The 19,670-nt window shown below is 70.4% G+C and carries 17 protein-coding genes; 4 read left to right on the top strand and 13 right to left on the bottom strand.

Translation table 11 applies throughout. The features are described 5' to 3' along the window. Window positions 1-46: 46 nt before the first annotated feature. The 9 genes from ITJ60_RS14575 to ITJ60_RS14540 all read right to left on the bottom strand — a co-directional run bounded on the left by ITJ60_RS14575 (window position 47) and on the right by ITJ60_RS14540 (window position 11,284). The gene (locus ITJ60_RS14575; protein ID WP_194648434.1) at window positions 47-1,213 is read right to left on the bottom strand and encodes a sensor histidine kinase; all 1,167 of its coding nucleotides are present in this window, start codon (window positions 1,211-1,213) and stop codon (window positions 47-49) included. Continuing rightward, window positions 1,210-1,863 (bottom strand): response regulator transcription factor, encoded by a 654-nt coding sequence (locus ITJ60_RS14570; RefSeq protein ID WP_194648433.1) that lies wholly within the window; start codon window positions 1,861-1,863, stop codon window positions 1,210-1,212. Before ITJ60_RS14570 ends, ITJ60_RS14575 begins: the two co-directional genes overlap by 4 nt. Before the next feature lie 22 nt (window positions 1,864-1,885). Continuing rightward, the gene (locus ITJ60_RS19170; protein WP_267238216.1) at window positions 1,886-2,008 is read right to left on the bottom strand and encodes a hypothetical protein; all 123 of its coding nucleotides are present in this window, start codon (window positions 2,006-2,008) and stop codon (window positions 1,886-1,888) included. A 59-nt stretch (window positions 2,009-2,067) separates the two neighbouring features. Continuing rightward, window positions 2,068-2,628 (bottom strand): DUF2231 domain-containing protein, encoded by a 561-nt coding sequence (locus ITJ60_RS14565; protein WP_194648432.1) that lies wholly within the window; start codon window positions 2,626-2,628, stop codon window positions 2,068-2,070. Window positions 2,629-2,711: 83 nt separating this feature from the next. Further along, on the bottom strand, window positions 2,712-4,880 hold the full coding sequence (locus ITJ60_RS14560) for an ATP-dependent Clp protease ATP-binding subunit (RefSeq protein ID WP_194648431.1): 2,169 nt from the start codon (window positions 4,878-4,880) through the stop codon (window positions 2,712-2,714). Window positions 4,881-4,933: 53 nt separating this feature from the next. Then, window positions 4,934-6,334, bottom strand: coding sequence for an MFS transporter (locus ITJ60_RS14555; RefSeq protein ID WP_194648430.1), 1,401 nt, complete (start codon window positions 6,332-6,334; stop codon window positions 4,934-4,936). 115 nt (window positions 6,335-6,449) lie between these two features. Beyond that, complete coding sequence (tatA, locus tag ITJ60_RS14550; protein WP_194648429.1) at window positions 6,450-6,737, bottom strand: twin-arginine translocase TatA/TatE family subunit; 288 nt, start codon at window positions 6,735-6,737, stop codon at window positions 6,450-6,452. A 173-nt stretch (window positions 6,738-6,910) separates the two neighbouring features. Beyond that, window positions 6,911-8,356: a sugar transferase gene (locus ITJ60_RS14545; protein ID WP_194648428.1), complete on the bottom strand. Its 1,446-nt coding sequence runs from the start codon at window positions 8,354-8,356 to the stop codon at window positions 6,911-6,913. Between the two features lie 162 nt (window positions 8,357-8,518). Further along, complete coding sequence (locus ITJ60_RS14540) at window positions 8,519-11,284, bottom strand: glycoside hydrolase family 2 protein (protein WP_194648427.1); 2,766 nt, start codon at window positions 11,282-11,284, stop codon at window positions 8,519-8,521. 256 nt (window positions 11,285-11,540) lie between these two features. Between ITJ60_RS14540 and ITJ60_RS14535 the strand changes: the two genes are divergently transcribed. Together ITJ60_RS14535 and ITJ60_RS14530 are read left to right on the top strand one after the other, a co-directional pair. After that, complete coding sequence (locus ITJ60_RS14535) at window positions 11,541-11,960, top strand: pilus assembly protein CpaE (protein ID WP_194648426.1); 420 nt, start codon at window positions 11,541-11,543, stop codon at window positions 11,958-11,960. A gap of 73 nt (window positions 11,961-12,033) precedes the next feature. Beyond that, on the top strand, window positions 12,034-12,864 hold the full coding sequence (locus ITJ60_RS14530; RefSeq protein ID WP_194648425.1) for an aldo/keto reductase: 831 nt from the start codon (window positions 12,034-12,036) through the stop codon (window positions 12,862-12,864). Between the two features lie 47 nt (window positions 12,865-12,911). Here ITJ60_RS14530 and ITJ60_RS19370 read toward each other — a convergent pair whose 3' ends face one another. Then, window positions 12,912-14,051 (bottom strand): class I SAM-dependent methyltransferase, encoded by a 1,140-nt coding sequence (locus ITJ60_RS19370; protein WP_323749186.1) that lies wholly within the window; start codon window positions 14,049-14,051, stop codon window positions 12,912-12,914. Window positions 14,052-14,266: 215 nt separating this feature from the next. Here ITJ60_RS19370 and ITJ60_RS14520 point away from each other — a divergent pair, with 215 nt between their 5' ends. Continuing rightward, window positions 14,267-16,819 (top strand): hypothetical protein, encoded by a 2,553-nt coding sequence (locus ITJ60_RS14520; protein WP_194648423.1) that lies wholly within the window; start codon window positions 14,267-14,269, stop codon window positions 16,817-16,819. Between the two features lie 40 nt (window positions 16,820-16,859). Continuing rightward, window positions 16,860-17,375, top strand: a complete 516-nt coding sequence (locus ITJ60_RS14515; protein ID WP_194648422.1) for a hypothetical protein — start codon at window positions 16,860-16,862, stop codon at window positions 17,373-17,375. Between the two features lie 61 nt (window positions 17,376-17,436). On the opposite strand, the gene ITJ60_RS14510 is transcribed toward ITJ60_RS14515, so the two are convergent. The 3 genes from ITJ60_RS14510 to ITJ60_RS14500 form a co-directional block, all read right to left on the bottom strand. Further along, window positions 17,437-17,847, bottom strand: a complete 411-nt coding sequence (locus ITJ60_RS14510; protein ID WP_194648608.1) for a heat shock protein transcriptional repressor HspR — start codon at window positions 17,845-17,847, stop codon at window positions 17,437-17,439. 125 nt (window positions 17,848-17,972) lie between these two features. Then, window positions 17,973-18,986: a DnaJ C-terminal domain-containing protein gene (locus tag ITJ60_RS14505; RefSeq protein ID WP_194648421.1), complete on the bottom strand. Its 1,014-nt coding sequence runs from the start codon at window positions 18,984-18,986 to the stop codon at window positions 17,973-17,975. A gap of 23 nt (window positions 18,987-19,009) precedes the next feature. Continuing rightward, the gene (locus tag ITJ60_RS14500) at window positions 19,010-19,669 is read right to left on the bottom strand and encodes a nucleotide exchange factor GrpE (protein WP_194648420.1); all 660 of its coding nucleotides are present in this window, start codon (window positions 19,667-19,669) and stop codon (window positions 19,010-19,012) included. Between the last annotated feature and the right edge of the window lies 1 nt (window position 19,670).

Here is a 19,670-nt window from a genome sequence, read left to right as displayed (position 1 = left end):
TACCCAGGACACCGGATCGGCTGTTTCGGGCCGCGTACCCATCGCGTTACACCGACGAAACCCCGCCAGACGCGACGCTGACCCGCAGCCCCCCGTCGCCCCGCGCCTCGATGTCGAGGTGCCACCCGTGCGCCTGCACGATGGACGCCACGATCGACAGGCCGAGCCCGCTGTGCCGACCGGGTCCGGCCGCACCGGGACAACGACGGAACGGCTCGAGGAGCAGCGGGGCCACCTCGTCCGGCACGCGCGGCCCGGAGTTCTCGACCACGAAGCCGTCACGGCGTGTGGTGACGCGGACGAACCCGCCGGGTTCGTTGTACTCGACGGCGTTCCCCACCAGATTGACGAGGAGCTGCCGGACGAGCATCGGCTCACCCCGTACCCCGCCTGGAGGCCCGTGGCACCCTTCCCGGGTCACGGTCACGTCCGCCGCGCGCGCGGCTCCCACCGCGTCGCGCACCACGTCGTCGATCGTCCGGTCCAGGTCGACGGGCTCGGTCGCGCCGGTCAGGCCGCGGTCGGCCTCGGCGAGCAGCAGCAGCGACTCCACCAGGCGCTCCGTCCGGCGGTTCTGCTCGAGGAGTTCCTCGCGCGTTCGGCGGACGTCGTCGGGGTCCGCGTCGTCCGGGAGTCCGATCTGCATCGCCGCACGCTGGACGGTCAGCGGGGTCCGGAGCTCGTGCGAGGCCTGTGCCACGAAGCGGCGCTGACTCTCGAACGCGGTCTCCAGGCGACCGAGCAGGTCGTCGACGGTGCGGGACAACCGCCGGAGCTCGTCGTCGGGCCCGTCGAGGGCGATGCGCTCGTGCAGGTTGGACGCGCTGATCCGGTTCGCGGTGGCGGTGATGTGGTCGATCGGCCGGAGCATGCGACGACTGACGAACCACCCCAGGCCGCCGGCGACGACCCCGGCTCCGGCGATGCCCACCGCTGACCACTGCCACTGCTGCACGGCGACGACCGCGACCAGCGTCGTGGACGCCCGCTCTGCTCCCGGTCCGTCCGGATCGGGAGCCACCTGCGGTCCGGACTGCGGCAGCGCGGTCGCGTGACCGCTCGGTGCGAACGACCCCGGGACGCGCGTCGAGATCGAGCTGAGCGACGTCACGTTGACGAACACGAGCACCGCCGTGGTCAGCGCCATCGAGGCGAGCGCGAACACCAGCGCGGTCCGTGCGCGGATGCTCAGGGTCCGGCGGACCCGTCTCACAGTGCGTACCCCTTCCCCGGCACGGTCCGGATCGGGTCCGGGTCGCCGAGCTTCTTCCGGAGCTTCGACATCGTCACCCGGACCGCGGACGTGAACGGGTCGATGTTCATGTCCCACACCTTCTCGAGCAGTTCCTCGGCCGAGACGATCCGGCCGTCGGCGCGGAGCAGGGTCTCGAGCACGCCGAGCTCCTTCGACGTCAGGTCGAGCGGTCGGCCGTCCCGCGTCGCCATCCGCCGGTTCGTGTCGACGAGCAGACCGCCGCGTTCGAGGACCGGCGCGACCGGAGCGACACTGCGGCGACCGAGCGCACGGACCCGGGCGACCAGTTCCGGGTACTCGAAGGGCTTCGCGAGGTAGTCGTCCGCGCCGAGTTCGAGCCCGTTGACGCGGTCGGTCAGGGTCGTCGCCGCGGTGAGCATGAGGATGCGGGTCAGGCTCCCCCGAGCGGCGAGTCGCCGGGCGACCTCGTCGCCGTGCAGACCGGGGACGTCACGGTCCAGCACGACGACGTCGTAGTCGTTCACGGCCAGCAGTTCGTCGGCGTGGTCACCGCGGTAGGCGACGTCGACGGCCATGTCCTGCCGCGAGAGCCCCCTGGCGATCAGGTCGGCGAGTGCTGTTTCATCGTCCACCACGAGTACACGCATCGGGACATTACATGCGATATTCCTAAGCATCCGCTGGGTCGAGGTGCACGATCCCGGACTGCTCGTCGATGCGGACGACGAAGGCGGCACCGGGGATCCCCGGGACGGCGGCGAGCGGCAGGCTGTCCGTGGTGAGGTGTTCCATGCCCCCAGCCTGGGACGGCGGCTGTTTCGTCGCCGTAACGCGCGAACCGGCCGCGACCCTCAGCGCGACGCGTCGAACGGCACCTCGCCGTGGTCGCTCACGCCGGCGCGCTGGCGGTAGGCCAGGTGTCCGCCGAGGTACCCGCCCACCCCCACGACACCGAGCGCGGCGAACCCGAGCAGCTTGCCGGCGCCGTGGTTGCCGTTCTTGCGCTGCCACCACGACAGGCCGTACAGCGAGATGCCGACCCAGTTGACGGCCTGGTGCACCCATCCCGTGCGCAGCTGCTCGCGGTCGAGTTCGGACCAGTCCACGTACCCGGCGACGCTCGCGCTCCCGGAGGACACGAGCCCGACGCCGACGAGCGTCTTCGCGGCCTTCGCGTTGCCCTTCCCGCCGAACACGTCGAGCACGGCGGCGGAGATCCACGCCCCGAGCGGCACCTGTACCATGAGCGGGTGCAGCGGGTGCCCGAACGGCACGCCGTGCAGCACCTGTCGCAGGGCCTTCGGCCGGGCGAGGGCGTTCACGACGGAACGGTCGATGTCGACGGCCTTGTCGAGCACGCTCGCGTGCTCGACGGAGTCGGTGAGGCGACGGAACGCGCGGATCTCAGGCATGCCCTGGAACATAGGCCTGGAGGCGCGGTGCCGGTCTCAGGGACCGGCACCGCGCCTCCAGGCTGGTGCGTTCCGGTCGGCACCTACTCCTCGACGACCTCCGCCAGCTGGAACGGCTCGACGGTCAGACCGTCGCCGTCCTCGGCGACGTCGACCCGGACGGTGTCGCCGTCGCGGACGTCACCGGACAGGATCGCGCGCGCCAGCTTGTCGTCGATCTGCCGCTGCATGAGGCGGCGGAGCGGCCGCGCACCGTAGAGCGGGTCGTACCCGCGCTCGGCGAGCCACCCGCGCGCCTCGGGCGTGACCGCGAGCTCGAGTCGGCGGTCGGTCAGGCGACGGGCGAGCCGGTCGACGTAGAGCGACACGATCTGGCCGAGGTCGTCGGCCGTCAGGGCCTGGAACACCACGATGTCGTCGAGTCGGTTGATGAACTCCGGCCGGAACGCCTGCTGCACGAGCTCGCGCACGGCGTCCTCGCGCTGCTCGTCCGTCAGCGTCAGGTCGGTCATGAACTGCGAGCCGAGGTTCGACGTGAGCACGAGGATCGTGTTCCGGAAGTCGACCGTGCGTCCCTGCCCGTCCGTCAGTCGGCCGTCGTCGAGCACCTGGAGCAGGACGTCGAAGACCTCGGGGTGCGCCTTCTCGATCTCGTCGAGCAGGATCACGGAGTACGGGCGACGCCGGACGGCCTCGGTGAGCTGCCCGCCGGACTCGTAGCCGACGTACCCGGGCGGGGCGCCGATCAGCCGCGAGACCGAGTGCTTCTCGCCGTACTCGCTCATGTCGATGCGGACGAGGGCCTTCTCGTCGTCGAACAGGAACTCCGCGAGCGCCTTGGCCAGCTCGGTCTTGCCGACGCCGGTCGGTCCGAGGAACAGGAACGATCCGGTCGGACGGTCCGGGTCGGAGATGCCGGCACGGGTGCGACGGACGGCCTCGGACACGGTGTTCACGGCGGTGCGCTGTCCGATGATCCGGCGGCCGAGCTCGTTCTCCAGGTGCAGGAGCTTCTCGGTCTCGCCCTGCAGCAGCCGCCCGAGCGGGATGCCCGTCCACTGCGCGATGACGGCGGCGATGTCCTCGTCGGTGACGCTGTCGTTCACCATGCGGTCGGCGGACTCGGCCTGCTCAGCAGCCGCGAGCTCCGCTTCGATCCGGGGCTTCTCGGCGTACTCCAGGCGTGAGACCGTCGCGTAGTCGGCTTCGCGCTGGGCGCGCTGGCTGCGCATGTTGAGGTCGTCGAGCTGCTGCTTCAGCTCACCGATGCGGTTCAGGCTCGCCCGCTCGGCCTGCCAGCGCTGCTCGAGCTGGCCCAGACGTTCCTCGCGCGTGCGCAGTTCGTTCCGCAGGGTCTCGAGTCGTGCCTTCGAGGCGTCGTCCTTCTCCTGCTTGAGCGCGAACTCCTCGACGCGCAGCCGATCGACGTTGCGCTTCAGTTCGTCGATCTCGACGGGGCTGGAGTCGATCTCCATGCGGAGCCGGCTGGCGGCCTCGTCGATCAGGTCGATCGCCTTGTCGGGCAACTGCCGGCCGGAGATGTACCGGTTCGACAGGCTGGCCGCAGCGACGAGCGCGGAGTCGTTGATCGTGACCTTGTGGTGCGCCTCGTAGCGCTCCTTGAGCCCGCGGAGGATGGCCACCGCGTCCTCGACGCTGGGCTCTCCGACGTAGACCTGCTGGAAGCGGCGTTCGAGGGCGGCGTCCTTCTCGATGTACTCGCGGTACTCGTCGAGCGTCGTCGCCCCGATGAGCCGCAGTTCGCCGCGCGCGAGCATCGGCTTGAGCATGTTCGACGCCGCGACGGACCCTTCGCCGCCACCCGCGCCCATCAGCGTGTGCAGCTCGTCGATGAACGTGATGACCTGGCCGTCGGAGTCGTTGATCTCCTTGAGCACGGCCTTGAGGCGCTCCTCGAACTCGCCGCGGTACTTCGCACCGGCGATGAGCGAGGAGATGTCGAGCGAGACGAGCCGCTTGTCCTTCAGTGAGTCGGCGACGTCACCGGCGACGATGCGCTGCGCGAGCCCCTCGACGACGGCGGTCTTGCCGACGCCGGGCTCGCCGATGAGCACGGGGTTGTTCTTGGTGCGGCGGGTGAGCACCTGGCTGACGCGTCGGATCTCGGAGTCGCGTCCGATGACCGGGTCGAGCTTGCCGCTGCGAGCGATCGCCGTCAGGTCGACGCCGTACTGCTCGAGGGCGGTCTTCTGTCGCTCTTGCGAGTCAGGAGCACCCTGGAGGTTCGCCATGCGTTCCGTCCTTTCGTTGCGGTGGTGTTGTACTTGAGTCTACTGCACTCAACTTACGTCGGCGCGGGAAGATTCCGGATCCCGACGGCGCTGACGATCGCGCCGGCCAGCAGGAGCACTGCCATCACGACGACCGCCCGGTGCAGGCCGGCGACGCTCATCTCGCCGCCGAGGACCACGCCCGCGAGCGCCACCATCACCAGGCCGGCGATCCGCGCGATCGCGTTGTTCACGGCCGAGCCGACGCCGGCCTCGGACTGCGGCACCGACCCGAGCACCGCGCTGGTCAGCGGTGTCACCATGAGCGCGATCCCGAACCCGATGAGCACGAGGCCCGGGAACACCGCGATCCAGTACCCGTCCGGCTGCGCACCGACCAGCAGCATCAGGAGCGCACCGACCGCGGCCACCGCCGGGCCCGCGGCCATGAACCAGCGCGGCCCGAACCGTCCCGCCAACCCGCCCACCGCCGAGGAGACCAGCAGCAGGACCACCGTCGGGGGCAGCGTCGCCAGACCGGCGAGCCAGGCGGGGAACCCCCAGACCTCCTGCAGGAACAGGGTGACCACGAAGAAGACCATGCTCAGGGCGCCGTAGATCGACAGGGTGGCGAGGTTGCCCACCGCGAAGTTGCGGGCCCGGAACAACGCGAGTGGCACCAGCGGCGAACCGGTCGTCCGGGTCACGTGGCGTTCCCACGGCACGAACGCCGCGAGCGCCAGTGCGCCGAGCACGAGCGCGGTGACCACCACCGGGGCACCCCACCCGAGCCGCTCCTGCTCGATGAGCCCGAGCACCGCCCCACCGACCCCGACGACCGCCAGCACGGCGCCGACCACGTCGATGCGCGGTCGGACGGCGGGGTGCACGTCACCGGTGATCCGCAGCACGAGCGGGATCGTCACGGCGATCGGGACGGCGGTCAGCACGAAGATCCAGCGCCAGCCGATGCTGTCGACCACCAGCCCGCCGACCACGGGTCCGAGGATCGTCGACGCGCTCGACCAGGCGGTCCACGTGCCGATCGCCTTCGACTGCGCGGCCCCGCGGAAGGCCGCCACGATGAGGGCGAGCGCGCTCGGGGTCACCAGGGCGCCGCCGACGCCCTGGAACGCCCGCGAGACGATCAGGAACTCCCCCGTCGGGGCGATCGCACACGCGACCGAGGCGATCCCGAACACGACGAGCCCCCACGTGATGATCCGGACCCGACCGAACACGTCCGACAGTGACCCGGCGACGAGGATGAGCGAGCCGAGCGTCACCAGGTACGCGTCGACGGTCCACTGCTGCACGACGAGTCCGCCGCCGAGCTCCTGCCGGATCGCGGGGAGCGCCACGTTGACCACGCTCGAGTCGAGCCCGACGACGAACGACGACAGGATCGCCACCACGAGCACGGTGCGCCGGTCGTCCCGGAGCGGCGCGGTCGCGCGGGGTGCGGCAGTGGTCATGTGCTCATCCTGCGCTCCCTCGGACCGCTGCGCGCCCCGCACGACGAAGCCCCCGCGACCGAAGTGGTCGCGGGGGCTGCCGACAGGACGGGGCTGGGTGTCCTGAGCTGGGGTGCTAGCGCCGGGAGTCGGTGTTCGGCTGCGCGCTCGGGCCGGGGTTCAGGATCGGACCGGCAGCGGGTTCGGCAGGAGCGTTCTGCACGGTGCTGGTCGGGGCCGCGGTGTTCTGCACCGTGGTGTCGCCAGCCTGAGCCTTCTTCTCGTCGTCGGTCATCTCCTTCTTGAAGATGTTGATCGACTGCCCGAGGCCCTTGGCGAGCGCCGGGAGCTTCGTCGCGCCGAACAGCAGGATGACGATCCCGAGGATGATCAGCAGGTGTACGCCGCCGAGGTTTCCGAGCATCATGACTCCTTGATCTGGAACTGGTCGCCGTCCGCAGGTCTTCTTCGACCCACGCGGCGGAAGTCCGTGTTCTTCCCATCGTAACGCTCCGGCATCCCGATGCCCAGGCCGGGGATCGGAACGGACACCGTTCGCACAGGGAAGGCGCGAGGACTCCTCCACGCCGGAGGACCTCAGTACGCGCCGCGCGACCGGAGCACCGACGGTACCGTCCGGGCGAGGATCACCACGTCGTGCAGGAACGACCAGTTCTCGACGTAGTGCAGATCGAGTCGGACACCGTCAGCCCAGTCCAGGTCCGACCGGCCGCTGACCTGCCACAGCCCCGTGATCCCCGGGGTGACCAGGAGCCGACGGTCGGCGAAGTCCTCGTAGAGGGCGACTTCGCGCGGCAGCGCGGGACGGGGACCGACCAGGCTCATCGAACCGGTGAGCACGTTCCACAGCTGCGGCAGTTCGTCGAGCGACGTCTTCCGCAGGAACGCTCCGACCCGGGTGACGCGGGGGTCGTCCTTCATCTTGAAGAGCGGGCCCGCACCCTCGTTCGCTGCCTGCAGTGCGGCCATCCGCGCTTCGGCGTCGATGCACATCGTGCGGAACTTCAGGATCGAGAACTCCTCGCCCCCACGGCCGACACGGGTCTGCCGGAAGAACACCGGACCGCGGTCGTCGAGCCGGATGATCACGGCGATCACCCCGAGGAGGGGCGCCAGCAGCAGCAGCCCGAGGCCGGCGCCGACGACGTCGAGCAGGCGCTTGCCCGTGCGGCGGCGGTAGTCGGGCGTCTCCACGTGCATGAGGGGCAGGCCGTCGACGGGTCGCTCGTGCACGCGACCCGCGGCGATGTCCGCGAGGGGCGACGAGACGACGAGCTCGACGCCGTGCTCCTCGAGTTGCCACCCCAGGCGACGCAGTCGCTCGTGCCCCCCACGAACGGCACCGGCCACGACGACGGCCGAGACGGCTTCGGAACGAGCGAGCGAGAGGACGTCGTCGATCCCACTGACCACCGGCGCGGAAACCGGCCCGAGGTCGATCACCGTTCCCACAGGGACGCAGTCGGTCACGATCGCACGGACCCGGTACCCGGCGCTCGGCGTCGCCGCGATCCGCCGCCCGACGTACCGGACGTCCTCGGTGTCGCCGACGAGCAGGACGTCCTGCAACCGCTGCCCACGAGCACGACTGCGTGCCAGGACGGTGCGCACGGCCTTCCGCCCGACAGCGAGGAAGAGGAGCCCGAGCGGGAAGGCGATGGCCACGTACCCCCGGGCCAGGTCGAGCTGCGCCGCGTACGCCACGACCGCCACCACCGCGACGGCGATCAGGCTCGCGGTCACGAGCCGGCGGTACTCGTCGCCGCCGATGCCGGCGATGCGCGGGTCGCGGGTCCGGAACGTCGACAGCAGGACCATCCAGACGAGGATGATCGCCGGTGCCGTCGCGAACTCGATCCAGCCGGCCTGGAGCCGGACGGCCGAGAGCTCCCAGGGGAACCGGACCAGATGGGCGACCGCGAACGCCGCGACGAGGAGTCCGACGTCCAGCAGTGCAACGGCCGGGGCGAACCCTCGGCGACCGCCCGCGGGTGCCGAGGGCGGTGCCGTGGTCGGAGACACGGCCGAGGGAACGGTGATCGCTGCTGTGGGCGGGCGCATTGCGAGCGACATGTGGGTCCTCCTGTCGACCGGGCCGACGGGGGGTCGACCGGACGCCGGAGTCGCACGGGTCACGACAACGAGCGGCGCACCACCAAATATATCACCGTGTCGTTCTGCATATCAACGGCCGAGTGCGCGGTCCAGGCTCCACAGGACGGGTTCGGCACGGAGCGCCGGGATGTCGGCCTCGGTCACGCCGGTGAGCCGGAAGGTCACCCGTTCCCCGGGCAGCAGCGTCATGAACCCACGGTCCACGGCACCGGCCTCGGTCACGCGGTCGGGCTGCACGAGCAGGTCACGGACGAGCGTCTCGGCCTCGACGGTCAGGTCGAGCCCGCCGTCGACGGGCGTGAACGACGTGCGGTACCGCGCGGGTTCCCACCGCACGTCGACGTCGGGGCCCGGCGTCCAGACCGCCCGACGCCAGTCCATGTCCGCCACGATGAGCTCGCGCGCGGGGTCGTCGACCACGCCGACGGACTCGGGCAGGGCGACGACGGCGACCCCGGCGGACGACAACCGGACGGGCAGCGACACCTCGGCCAGGATCGTGCCGGCCGTGGTGACCCGTCGCACGCGCACCACGCTGTCGTGGCCGCCCCTCGTGGACCGGACGGCGACCTCGACGGGCGAGGACCCGAACGCACCGGGCGAGACGCCGAGCGAGAGCGTGTCCGCCAGGTCGCCCAGATCAGCCGTCTCGCCGGCGGAGGCCGAGTGGCCGGGGTGATCCGGGCCTCCCGTCCGATCCGCACCGGACGCGACCGACGAGTCGGGCGCGACCGGCGAGCCAGGTGCGACCGCTCCCGAGGCCGGAGACGCCGGAGCAGCCGGAGCAGCCGGCGAGGCTGCCGGCCCCGACACGGTCGACGGCGCGACCGCCACACGCGACACCGGACGGATCGTCAGCAGGACGTCGTCGTACAACCGGCGCAGCTCGTGCGCGAGCGGCTTCAGCCGGCCCGCCGAGTCGATCGCCGACCACGACGACACCGGCCACAGGTCGTTGAGCTGCCACATGACCACACCCGTGTTGCGCGGCCAGTGCGTGCGCCAGTGCTCGACGCCCGTCGCGATCGCCCGCGCCTGCTGCAGCTGCGTCAGGTAGTGCCACGCATCGAACGAGAAGGGCCCCGTGCCGAACCGCGGCTCCACGCCGCGGGCCAGCTTGCCCATCCCGTCGGCCGCCTTCTGGTGGTGGACCACCCCGGGTGCGTCCTGCGACAGCACCTCGTCCGCGACCCCGTCCCGCAGCGTCCGCCACGCGGGCGGCGCCTGCCAGCCGAACTCGGACACGAACCGTGGCACGGATCCGCGGTACGCGGTGTCGGGCAGGCGGTTCCAGGCTTCCCACGAGTGGTGGGTCTCGTGGTCGACGTCGTTCGCGGGCAGCGACTCGGCGCCCGACCACGGCGACGCCACCGTGTAGAAGCGCGACGGGTCGACCGCGTCGACGATCGTCGGCAGCAGGTCGAGGTAGTAGTCGAGGCCCCATCCGCGGTCACCGAGCGAGTCCGCCCAGCCGTCCACGTCGTGCAGCCAGATGTTCTCGTTGTTGCCGTTCCACAGAACCAGCGAGGGGTGCCGGGCGAGGCGGGCGACGTTGTCGCGGGCCTCGGCGATGACCTCGCTGCGGATCGGTTCGACCTCGGGGTACGCCGAGCACGCGAACGGGAAGTCCTGCCAGACGAGCAGGCCGAGCTCGTCGCAGACCTCGTAGAAGTCGCGCGACTCGTACACGCCGCCGCCCCACACGCGCACGAGGTTCGTGCCGAGCGAGGCCGCAGCGGTCAGACGGGACTGCAGGCGTGCGCGGTCGACGCGCGAGATGATCACGTCGTCCGGGATCCAGTTCACGCCCCGCACGTCGATCAGCGTCCCGTTGACGTGGACGCCGAAGGGCCGCCCCATGTCGTCGACCTGTGTGTCGATCCGGGTCGACCGGAAGCCGGTGCGGAACGTGTCGCGGTCCAGGACCTCACCGTCGACCGTCTGCAGCTCGACGACCACGTCGTACTGCGCCTGCGCGCCGTAGCCGCGGGGCCACCAGCGCAGTGCCTCGGGCACGCGCACCGTGACGACGGTCTCGTCGTCCTTCGGTGTCAGCTGCGCCCGCGACCGCTGCCGCGTCGGCGTGCCGTCCTCCTTCAGGCCGCTCACGGTCACGACGAGCACCAGGTCGTCGTCCTCGCCGTCCTGGTCCAGGTCGTTCAAGCCGGAGCGCTCGACCGTGATGTGGGCGTCGAGCACGCCCTCGCCGGCCTCGACGTCGACGAGCGGTCGGACCTCGCGCAGCCGCGCGGTCGACCACCGCTCGATCGCGACCGGTCGCCAGGGACCGCTCGTGACGGCGGTGAGTCCCCAGTCCCAGCCGAAGTTCGACGCCATCTTGCGGATGTACGGGAACGGCTCGTCGTACGGGCCCGGCATGCTGCCGGCCTTCGCGGCGACCCGGCCGGCCTCGCGGTACGGCGACTCGAACAGGATCTCGAGGTCCTTCGTCGTCGCGCCGGACCCGGTCTGCACGCGCGCGTCGAAGCGGTAGCGCCGGTGCATGTTCCGGGTCGTGCCCACGACGACGCCGTCCAGGCTCAGTTCGGACACGGTGTCCAGGCCGTCGCAGACCAGGTCGACGCGCTCGTGGCCCCGCGGGTCGACGTCGACCGCGGTGCGGTAGGCCCAGTCGGCCCGGCCGACCCACTTCGCGGCCTGCTCGTTCAGGTGGAAGGTCGGGTCCGGCAGCAGGCCCTCCCGCTCCAGGTCGGTGTGCACCTGCCCCGGCACCGTCGCCGGGATGCTGCGTCCCGCGACGCCGTCCGGCGCGCCGGTTCCTCCGGCCATGGTCACGGTCCAGCCGTCGCGGAGTTCCTCGCGTTCGAGGGTCATGCGGGTCCTTCTCTTCGGCGGACGGGGTGTCCGTCGCCTCGGTCGGGACGCCGGCCGGTGGCCCGCCCCGTGGCCGGTTGGTCGGCCTGGAGGCGCGGCACCGGTTGCCCGGGCGTCGTCACGTCACGCGCGCGGTCGGGTAGGGCTCGCGCATGGGGGTGCTCGGCGATGCTAGTACGGGATGCTTTCGGCAACCTACGTGGTGACAGCTCGACTTCGTGGTGACAGCGCGGTCTCGCGCGTGCAGGGTGGGGAGGTGATCACCGTTGCACTCGCCAGGACCCTCCGCGACGCCGGCCTGCGCTGGCACCCCGAGACGGGCGACCGGTTCGTCATCGACAAGCCCGAGGTGGACGAGGACGTCTACACCGTGTCCGAGATGACCGTCGAACGACACGACTCCCCCACCGGCACGATCCTCGGCTTCAACGGGACGACGGAGTGGGCGCTCGACTCCGTCACCGCCTCGGAGTCACTCTGGCTGCCACGCGAGGACCAGCTGCGCGAACTCCTCGGGCCGTCGTTCATCGGGTTGACCCGGGTGTCGGTGAGCGGCCGGATCGTCTACACGGTCACCGCGACGATCGACGGCACGGACCGCAGCTTCGCATCCGAGGTCCCCGCGATCGCCTACGGTCAGGCGCTGCAGGCGTACATCGCCGCCGCGCTGTCCTGAGGGGCACGCCCGGGGTGCCCGATCCTGGACGTTGCCGGAATGGCTGCTGGGGGTCGTTTGGTTGCATGACACCATGACCGTTCCGAACATCACCCTGAACGACGGCAAGACCATCCCGCAGCTCGGCTTCGGCGTCTTCCAGATCGACCCCTCGTCGACCAAGGAAGCGACGCTCACGGCGCTCGAGGTCGGCTACCGCCACATCGACACCGCCGAGATGTACGGCAACGAGAAGGAGGTCGGCGAGGCCATCGCGTCGTCCGGCATCCCTCGTGACGAGATCTTCGTCACCTCGAAGCTCAACAACGGCTTCCACGACCCTTCGGCAGCTGCCGAGAACGGCAAGAAGTCGGCCGACCTGCTCGGCGGCTACACCGACCTGTTCCTCATCCACTGGCCGCTGCCCACCGTCTCGGACTTCGTCCCGACGTGGAAGGCGCTCGAGGAGCTCTACGCCGCCGGCACCTCCCGCTCGATCGGCGTCAGCAACTTCCAGGCGCACCACCTGCGCCGCCTGCGTGCCGAGACGGACGTCCCGCCGGCCGTGAACCAGATCGAGGTGCACCCGTACCTGGCCCAGGACGAGCTCCGCGCCGTGAACAGCGAGCTCGGCATCGCGACCGAGGCCTGGTCGCCGATCGCCCAGGGCCTCGTGCTCGACGACGAGACCATCACCCGCATCGCCGGTGCCACGGGCAAGAGCCCGGCGCAGGTCGTGCTCCGCTGGCACATCCAGCGCGGCGACATCGTGTTCCCGAAGTCGGTCACGCGTGCCCGCGTCGAGGAGAACTTCGCGATCTTCGACTTCGAGCTCTCCGACGAGGACATGACGGACATCACGACGCTCGACAAGGGCCACCGAACGGGTCCGGACCCCGACACGTTCGACTACGTCCCGGCGTAGTCAGCGGTTCCACGAAGGGCGGTCGCGCGGTGCGCGGCCGCCCTTCGTCATGCCCGTCGGGACGCGGTGACGGTGAACTTGTCGGTCCGGACGACCTGCCGGGTCGGTCCGACGACCTTCTCGAGCACCGGTCGGTAGCGCAGGTGCGAGTTCCAGACACACCACAGTTCACCGCCGGACTGGAGGATCGTGGCCGCGTTCCGGAACATCGCCTCGGCCGCGTCGGTGGTCACCGTGGTGTCCGCGTGGAACGGCGGGTTGCAGAGCACCAGCTGGGCGGACCCAGCCGCGAGCTCGTCGCCGGCATCGGTGCGCAGAGCGGTCACCCGGTCGGCGACACCGTTCGCCTCGGCCGTCGCACGCGTCGACGCCACCGCGATCCGGGATACGTCCGTCGCGACGACCTTGACGTTCGGTCGGCGCAGCGCGATCGCCGCCGCGATGACGCCGTTGCCCGATCCGAGGTCCACGACGGTCCGGGCCGTCGGCACAGCGTCGTCCATCGCCTCGAGCAGCACCCGGGTGCCCTGGTCGAGCGAGGTCCCCGCGAACACCCCACCGTGCGCGACGAGGGTCATGCCGAGGTCGTCGACGTGCACCGACCGCGGCCACGGGTTGGTCGCAGCAGCACGGTTCGCCTGAGCGCGCAGCGGGTCCTGCGCGATGAGCAGCCGAGACTTCCCCCGCCCCCGCGAGGCCGTGACCTCTCCGAACGAGCGTCGCAGCACGTCGTTCTGCGACACGTGCATGTACTTCACGTTGCCGCCGCACAGCAGCACGACGTCGGGAGCGGCGAACCGAGCAACTGCTCGGGCGATCTCGTCGAGCCGGTCGTGCGACTTCGACAGCCGCAGCACCACGAGCCGCACGTCGCGGAAGGCGTCCTCGAGCGAGTCCGGGTGGTGGAAGCCGCGCAGCCCGAACGTGCCGGCGTTGGCCTCGAGTGCCCGTTCCCCCACGAGTGAGTCCTGCACGACACGGATGTCCGAGGCGCCGTACTGCGTGATGAGTCCGAGGGTCAGGACTCCGAGGCGGTCATCGACGACGGCCACCTCGCCGGGCTGCCGGAGTGCGTCACCGTGCACGTGCGGCGCCTCGTCGATGAGGAACCGGTCGGTGCCGTCGATCGCGATGAGGTCCGGAGCGGGTTCGTCGCGGCGGCGGAAGAGGTCGGCGAAGTCGGGCACCGCGTCAGCGTACCGATGGTCAGCGTTGCGTGCTGGCTGGGCCCACACCATCGCCCTCATCGGCCCCAAGTAACCACCCAACCAACCCCCCACCTGCGACAACGGGCCCGACGCTCTCCGAGTGTCGGGCCCGTTGTCCTTGCGCTCGGCATGCTTCCATTATTTGTATTTCACATATGGGTACCATGTGAATACCCCCACCAAAGGAGTCCTCCATGGCACCCTCCCCCTTCCGCGCGACCGCAGTCACGTGCACCGTGCTCGTCGCCACCCTCGGCGCGGGCCTCTCCGTTCCACTGACCGCACACGCCGCAGTCCAATCGCACACGACCGCTTCGAGTTCGGTGACGAGCTCGCCGATCGACGGCATCCCGGTCGACGACTCGATGCCCGCACCCTCGGTCCAGTCGATCGCGAACACGACGACCGGCTCCTCGGCGGTCTTGGGTTCCGCCGGCAGCGATGACGTCTACCTGCTCGTGGGCGACGAGGTCGTCGACCGTTCGGTCGGTGACGGCGGCCTCTTCCAGCTCTTCGTGCAGGACCGTCACAAGGACCAGCAGATCGACATGGTGCGGGTGCACACCGCCGAGGACGGCACCCAGACGCGCACCGACCGCATCCCGATGCCCCGCACCCTGCAGATCGCCGGCCTCAAGGAGGCCAACACCTTCACGCCGGGGACCAAGCACTTCACCGGCACCGCGACCGTGGGCGCCACGATCACTGCCACGGACAAGGCCTCGGGCGCCACGCTCTTCGAGGCGACGGTCAACGGTACCCGTGCAGCTGCCGGCTCCTGGGCCGCCGACGCCGACCTCGCCGCCGGCGCCGACTACGACCTGACGTTCACGCAGACCACGACCGACGGCCGCACGACCGTGATGCGCGACATCTCCTTCACCGAGACCTCCGACGACGCCCCGGCGGCGCCGGCCGTCGACACCGTCGACCGTCGCCTCGACGGCGGCTTCGTCATCAGCGGAACGGTCGACGCGGCCGCGACCTCCGTCGTCGCGCAGACCAGTGAGGGCACCCCGATCGCCGAGGCGACCCCGGACGAGGGCCGCTACACGGTGACCGTCCCCGCGTCCCACGTCGGGCAGACGATCTCCGTCATCGCCAAGACCGGCGACGCAGCCTCCGACGCCACGATCCGCGAACTCGAGGCCCTGCCCGTCGACGGTGACACCGCGCAGCCCGCCGTCCAGGACGTCAACGTGCTCCCCAACGGCACGATCCAGGTCATCGGCGAGCGGCAGCAGACCAGCGGCATCTGGGTGCTCGACGGCGACGAGGTCGTCGGTTCGTACGCGGCCGCGAACAACGGCTGGAGCTTCAACATCGACCAGCGCCACACGGGCAAGCAGCTCGACCTCGTCGCACTGCAGTTCGACGGCTCCCGCTTCAGCGCCACCTCCGAGCGCGTCGCCCTGCCACGTCTGCTCGAGGTGGACGGTGTCGAGAAGGAGAACGTGTACACGCCGGGTGTGCGGGAGTTCTCCGGCACCGCGGAGTCCGGCGCGACGATCACCGCGACCGACCAGGACGGCAACGAGGTCTTCACCACCGAAGCCAAGCAGAGCCGCTCCAGCACCGCCGGCTGGACCGCCTCCGCCGACCTGGCATCCAAGGACGGCTACACCCTCACCTTCACCCAGACCACCACCGACGGCCGCACCTCGAAGATGGAGAACATCACCTTCAACCCGAAGGAGAACACCACCTCCCCACTGCGCGTCACGAGCCACCAGAACGGCACCACCTACACCCCGGGCGGGAACACCTTCGCCGGCCGAGGCACCCCCGGCAGCACCATCACCGCCGTCAACCAGTGGGGCAGCCGCATGGGCGAAGCCGAGGTGAACACCGACGGCTTCTGGCGCTTCGACCGCGCCATCGGCCCATCGGTCGACTACGTCATCACCTTCACCGAGAGCGGCACCGGCGCCACCACCACCCTCGACCTCAAGGGCCCGAAGCCCGCATCCTCCGTCCGGGTCACGAGCCACCAAGACGGCAGCACCTACGTCCCCGGCGGCAACACCTTCAGCGGCACCGCAACCCCCGGCACCACCATCACCGCCGTCAACCAGTGGAACACCGTCATGGGCGAAACCGAGGTCAACGCCAACGGCCGCTGGAGCTTCGACCGCGCCATCGGCCCGAACGTCGACTACGTCATCACCTTCACCGAGAGCGGCACCAACGCCACCACCACCCTCGCCCTGAAAGCACCCCACCCCACCTCCACGCTCCGCGTGAGCAGCCACCACAACGGCACCACCTACACCCCCGGCAACAACACCTTCGCCGGCACCGGCACCCCCGGCAGCACCATCACCGCCTTCAACCAATGGGGCACCCCGATGGGCACCGCCGACGTCGACACCGACAACCAGTGGCACTTCAACCGCGTCATCGGCCCGAACGTCGACTACGTCATCACCTTCACCGAAAGCGGCACCGACGCCACCACCACCCTGAGCCTCAAGGGACCCCACGCCTCTTCCCCCCTCGAGATCATGAGCCACCACAACGGCGACACCTACACCCCGGGCAACAACACCTTCGCCGGCACCGCCACCCCCGGCAGCACCATCACCGCCGTCAACCAATGGGGCACCACCATGGGCTCCGCCGACGTCGACACCAACGGCACCTGGAGCTTCAACCGCACCATCGGCCCCACCGTCGACTACCTCATCACCTTCACCGAAACCGGCACCGACGCCACCCACACCATCGCCCTCATCGGCCCCAAGTAACCCCCCCCCCACCCGAGACGACAGAACAGGAATCCACATCGTGAACACCGCAACCATCGCCCGGCCCATCGCCATCGCCGCAGCCGCCGTCGCAGTCGCCGGACTCGTGGCCACCACGCCGGCCACGGCGCAGGCGGCCGACACGAGCTCGACTGAGCAGATCCACCTCGTCGTCGAGCGGCAGGCCGATGTCTTCATGTCGTTCGACCTCCGCTCGGACGGTGCCGTCGTCGTGGTCCCCGGCATCTCCCGCACGTTCGACGCCGCCGCCGAGTCGGCAGCGACGGTGTCCGCTCCTGCCATCGGAGAGACGGGCCAGGTCGTCTTCGAGAACGGCACGTGCCTGCAGGCCGCTGGCCCCGCGTCCAGCGGCTGGACGATCGTCTCGAACGCGAGCGACGAACGCGGCACGGTCTGGGAGCGGACTGCTTCGGGTGCGCTGAAGATCGTCGGCCAGCCGGCGCGGGCCATGGAGTACTTCGGCAACGCGAACACCGTGACGAAGCGCGCCGTCACCGGCTTCGAGAACCCGGTCGGAGTCGACTCCGCTCGCTGATCCGCCCCGATCGACGACGACGGGCCCGACGCTCCAGGAGCGTCGGGCCCGTCGTCGTTCCCTAGCGCGGCCCGCGGTACAGCACGATCTGCGTGTTCCGCTGCGGCCGCACCCCGGCCCGCAGCGACACCGCGGCACCTGTCGTCGTCGCGGCGAACACGCGCGCTCCGGGACGGTTGATGAGCTGGTCCGCCAACGCGGTCTCGAGCTCGCGCACCCGGTCACGCAGGTCCTTGTTCTCGTTCTCCAGGTCGAGCACCCGCCGGATCCCCTCCAGCGACACCCCCTCGGAGCCGAGGCGCGCGATCTCGCGCAGCTGCGCGATGTCGCGCATCGAGTAGCGACGCGACCCACCACGAGTCCGCCCCGGCACGACCAGGCCGAGCCGGTCGTACTGCCGCAGCGTCTGCGGGTGCATCTCCGCCAGTTCCGCTGCGACCGCGATCGCGAAGACGGGCGAGTTCTCGTCCATGTCGGTCATGGCGTGTTCCTTCCGTCGTTCGCGTGGGGTGAGAACCAGCCTGGAGGCCCGGTGCGGCTTCCTGACGGAGCCGCGCCGCGCCTCCAGGCCGGGTCTACTGCTGTGGTTGCGTGACGCTAGTCACGCGCCTTGGCGAGGAGGTCCTCGCGCGGGTTCTCGTCGGGAAGCGCCTCGGCGAGTGCCTCGACGGCCTCACGCTGCTTGTCCGACAGGTGCGACGGCACCGCGACCTGGACGGTCGCGAGCATGTCGCCCGTGCCGTTCTTCGTCGCGACGCCGCGGCCCTTGACCCGCAGGACGCGACCCGACGGCGTGCCGGGAGCGACCTTCAGCTTGACGGGCGAACCACCGAGCGTCGGGACCTCGATCGTCGCGCCGAGAGCTGCCTCGACGAACGTCACGGGGACGTCCAGTCGCAGATTCAGCCCGTCGCGCTCGAACACGGGGTGCTTGCGGACCGTGACAGCGACCACCAGGTCACCGGCCTCGCCGCCGTCGGGCGAGGGTTCGCCACGGCCGCGGAGCCGGATCTTCTGGCCGTCCGCGACCCCTGCGGGGATCCGGACGTTCACCGGGCGACCGTTGCCCTGCGACAGCTTGACGGTGTCGCCGGCGATCGCCGTGGTGAAGTCGAGCGTCGTCGACGCCGTCACGTCGCGACCCTTCGTCGGTCCACCGAATCCGCGGTAGCCGCCGGAGGTCTGGCCGAAGCCTCCACCGCCGCCGAACATCCCGCCGAGGATGTCCTCGAAGCCGCCGGCACCGCCCGGGCCACCCTGGCCGAAGCGGACGCGCTGTCCGCCCCCGCCGGCACCCTGCTGGCCGAACATGCCACCGAAGACGTCCTCGAAACCACCGCCCTGGCCTCCGCCGCCCGCCGTGAAGCGGGCGCCGGAGCCCATGGCGCGGACCTGGTCGTACTCCTGGCGCTGCTCCTTGTCGGAGAGCACCGAGTAGGCCTCGCTGATCTCCTTGAAGCGGTTCTCCGCCGCGGCGTCACCCGGGTTGGAGTCCGGGTGGAACTGCCGCGCGAGCTTCCGGTAGGTCTTCTTCAGCTCGGCCTCCGACGCGTCCTTCGACACTCCGAGGACCTTGTAGAAGTCCTTGTCGAACCAGTCCTGACTGGCCACTGGTACCTACCTTCCGTTCCGGCTCAGGCCGGGACCGCCACCGCGACCTTGGCCGCACGTAGGACGCGCTCGCCGAGCTTGTAGCCCGGCTCGACGACGTCCGCCACGGTCTGGCCGGTGGCACCCGGGGTCGGGAGCTGGACGATCGCCTCGTGGATGTTCGGGTCGAAGGCCTCACCCTTCTCGCCGATCTGCACGAGCTTGAACTTCTCGAAGCCCCCGCGGATCTTCTGGCCGATGACCTGCATCGGACCCTCGGCGAGGTCACCGTGGGCCTCGGCCCGGGTGAGGTCGTCGAGCGCCGGCAGCAGGGCCCGCACCACCTCGGCGATGGCGACCTCGCGGTTGGCCTCGCGGTCACGCTCGACGCGCTTCCGGAAGTTCACCAGCTCGGCCTGTGCACGGAGCATGTCCGCACGCATCTCGGCGACGAGGTCACGGTCCGTGTCGGACAGCTTGTCCTCCTGGATACCGCGGGCTGCGTCGTCGAGCAGGGCCTGGTCCTCCGGGGAGAGGTCGTTCGCCGCGTCCGTTGCCGGGCCACCCGCGGCGGGGCCGTCCGTCGGTACTTCGACGTCAGGCCCCTCCGCCTCGATGAGGTCCTCGGGCTCGGCCGCGTTCGTGGCGTCACCCTCGACCTGGGGTTCGTCCTCGTTCGGGACGTTGTCCTTGGGATCCGTCATC

Origin of the sequence: Curtobacterium sp. VKM Ac-2884 (assembly GCF_015350945.1) — a bacterium.
Taxonomy (GTDB): domain Bacteria; phylum Actinomycetota; class Actinomycetes; order Actinomycetales; family Microbacteriaceae; genus Curtobacterium.
Note: the sequence above shows the minus strand (reverse complement) of the source record. Positions and strands in the feature narration are given on the sequence as shown.

Bases quoted from the DNA above. Each gene is read 5' to 3' on its own strand.
- ITJ60_RS14570 (WP_194648433.1), bottom strand. From the start codon at position 1,863: ATGCGTGTACTCGTGGTGGACGATGAAACAGCACTCGCCGACCTGATC.
- ITJ60_RS19170 (WP_267238216.1), bottom strand. From the start codon at position 2,008: ATGGAACACCTCACCACGGACAGCCTGCCGCTCGCCGCCGTCCCGGGG.
- ITJ60_RS14565 (WP_194648432.1), bottom strand. From the start codon at position 2,628: ATGCCTGAGATCCGCGCGTTCCGTCGCCTCACCGACTCCGTCGAGCAC.
- ITJ60_RS14560 (WP_194648431.1), bottom strand. From the start codon at position 4,880: ATGGCGAACCTCCAGGGTGCTCCTGACTCGCAAGAGCGACAGAAGACC.
- ITJ60_RS14555 (WP_194648430.1), bottom strand. From the start codon at position 6,334: ATGACCACTGCCGCACCCCGCGCGACCGCGCCGCTCCGGGACGACCGG.
- tatA (WP_194648429.1), bottom strand. From the start codon at position 6,737: ATGCTCGGAAACCTCGGCGGCGTACACCTGCTGATCATCCTCGGGATC.
- ITJ60_RS14540 (WP_194648427.1), bottom strand. From the start codon at position 11,284: ATGACCCTCGAACGCGAGGAACTCCGCGACGGCTGGACCGTGACCATG.
- ITJ60_RS14530 (WP_194648425.1), top strand. From the start codon at position 12,034: ATGACCGTTCCGAACATCACCCTGAACGACGGCAAGACCATCCCGCAG.
- ITJ60_RS14520 (WP_194648423.1), top strand. From the start codon at position 14,267: ATGGCACCCTCCCCCTTCCGCGCGACCGCAGTCACGTGCACCGTGCTC.
- ITJ60_RS14510 (WP_194648608.1), bottom strand. From the start codon at position 17,847: ATGGACGAGAACTCGCCCGTCTTCGCGATCGCGGTCGCAGCGGAACTG.
- ITJ60_RS14500 (WP_194648420.1), bottom strand. From the start codon at position 19,669: ATGACGGATCCCAAGGACAACGTCCCGAACGAGGACGAACCCCAGGTC.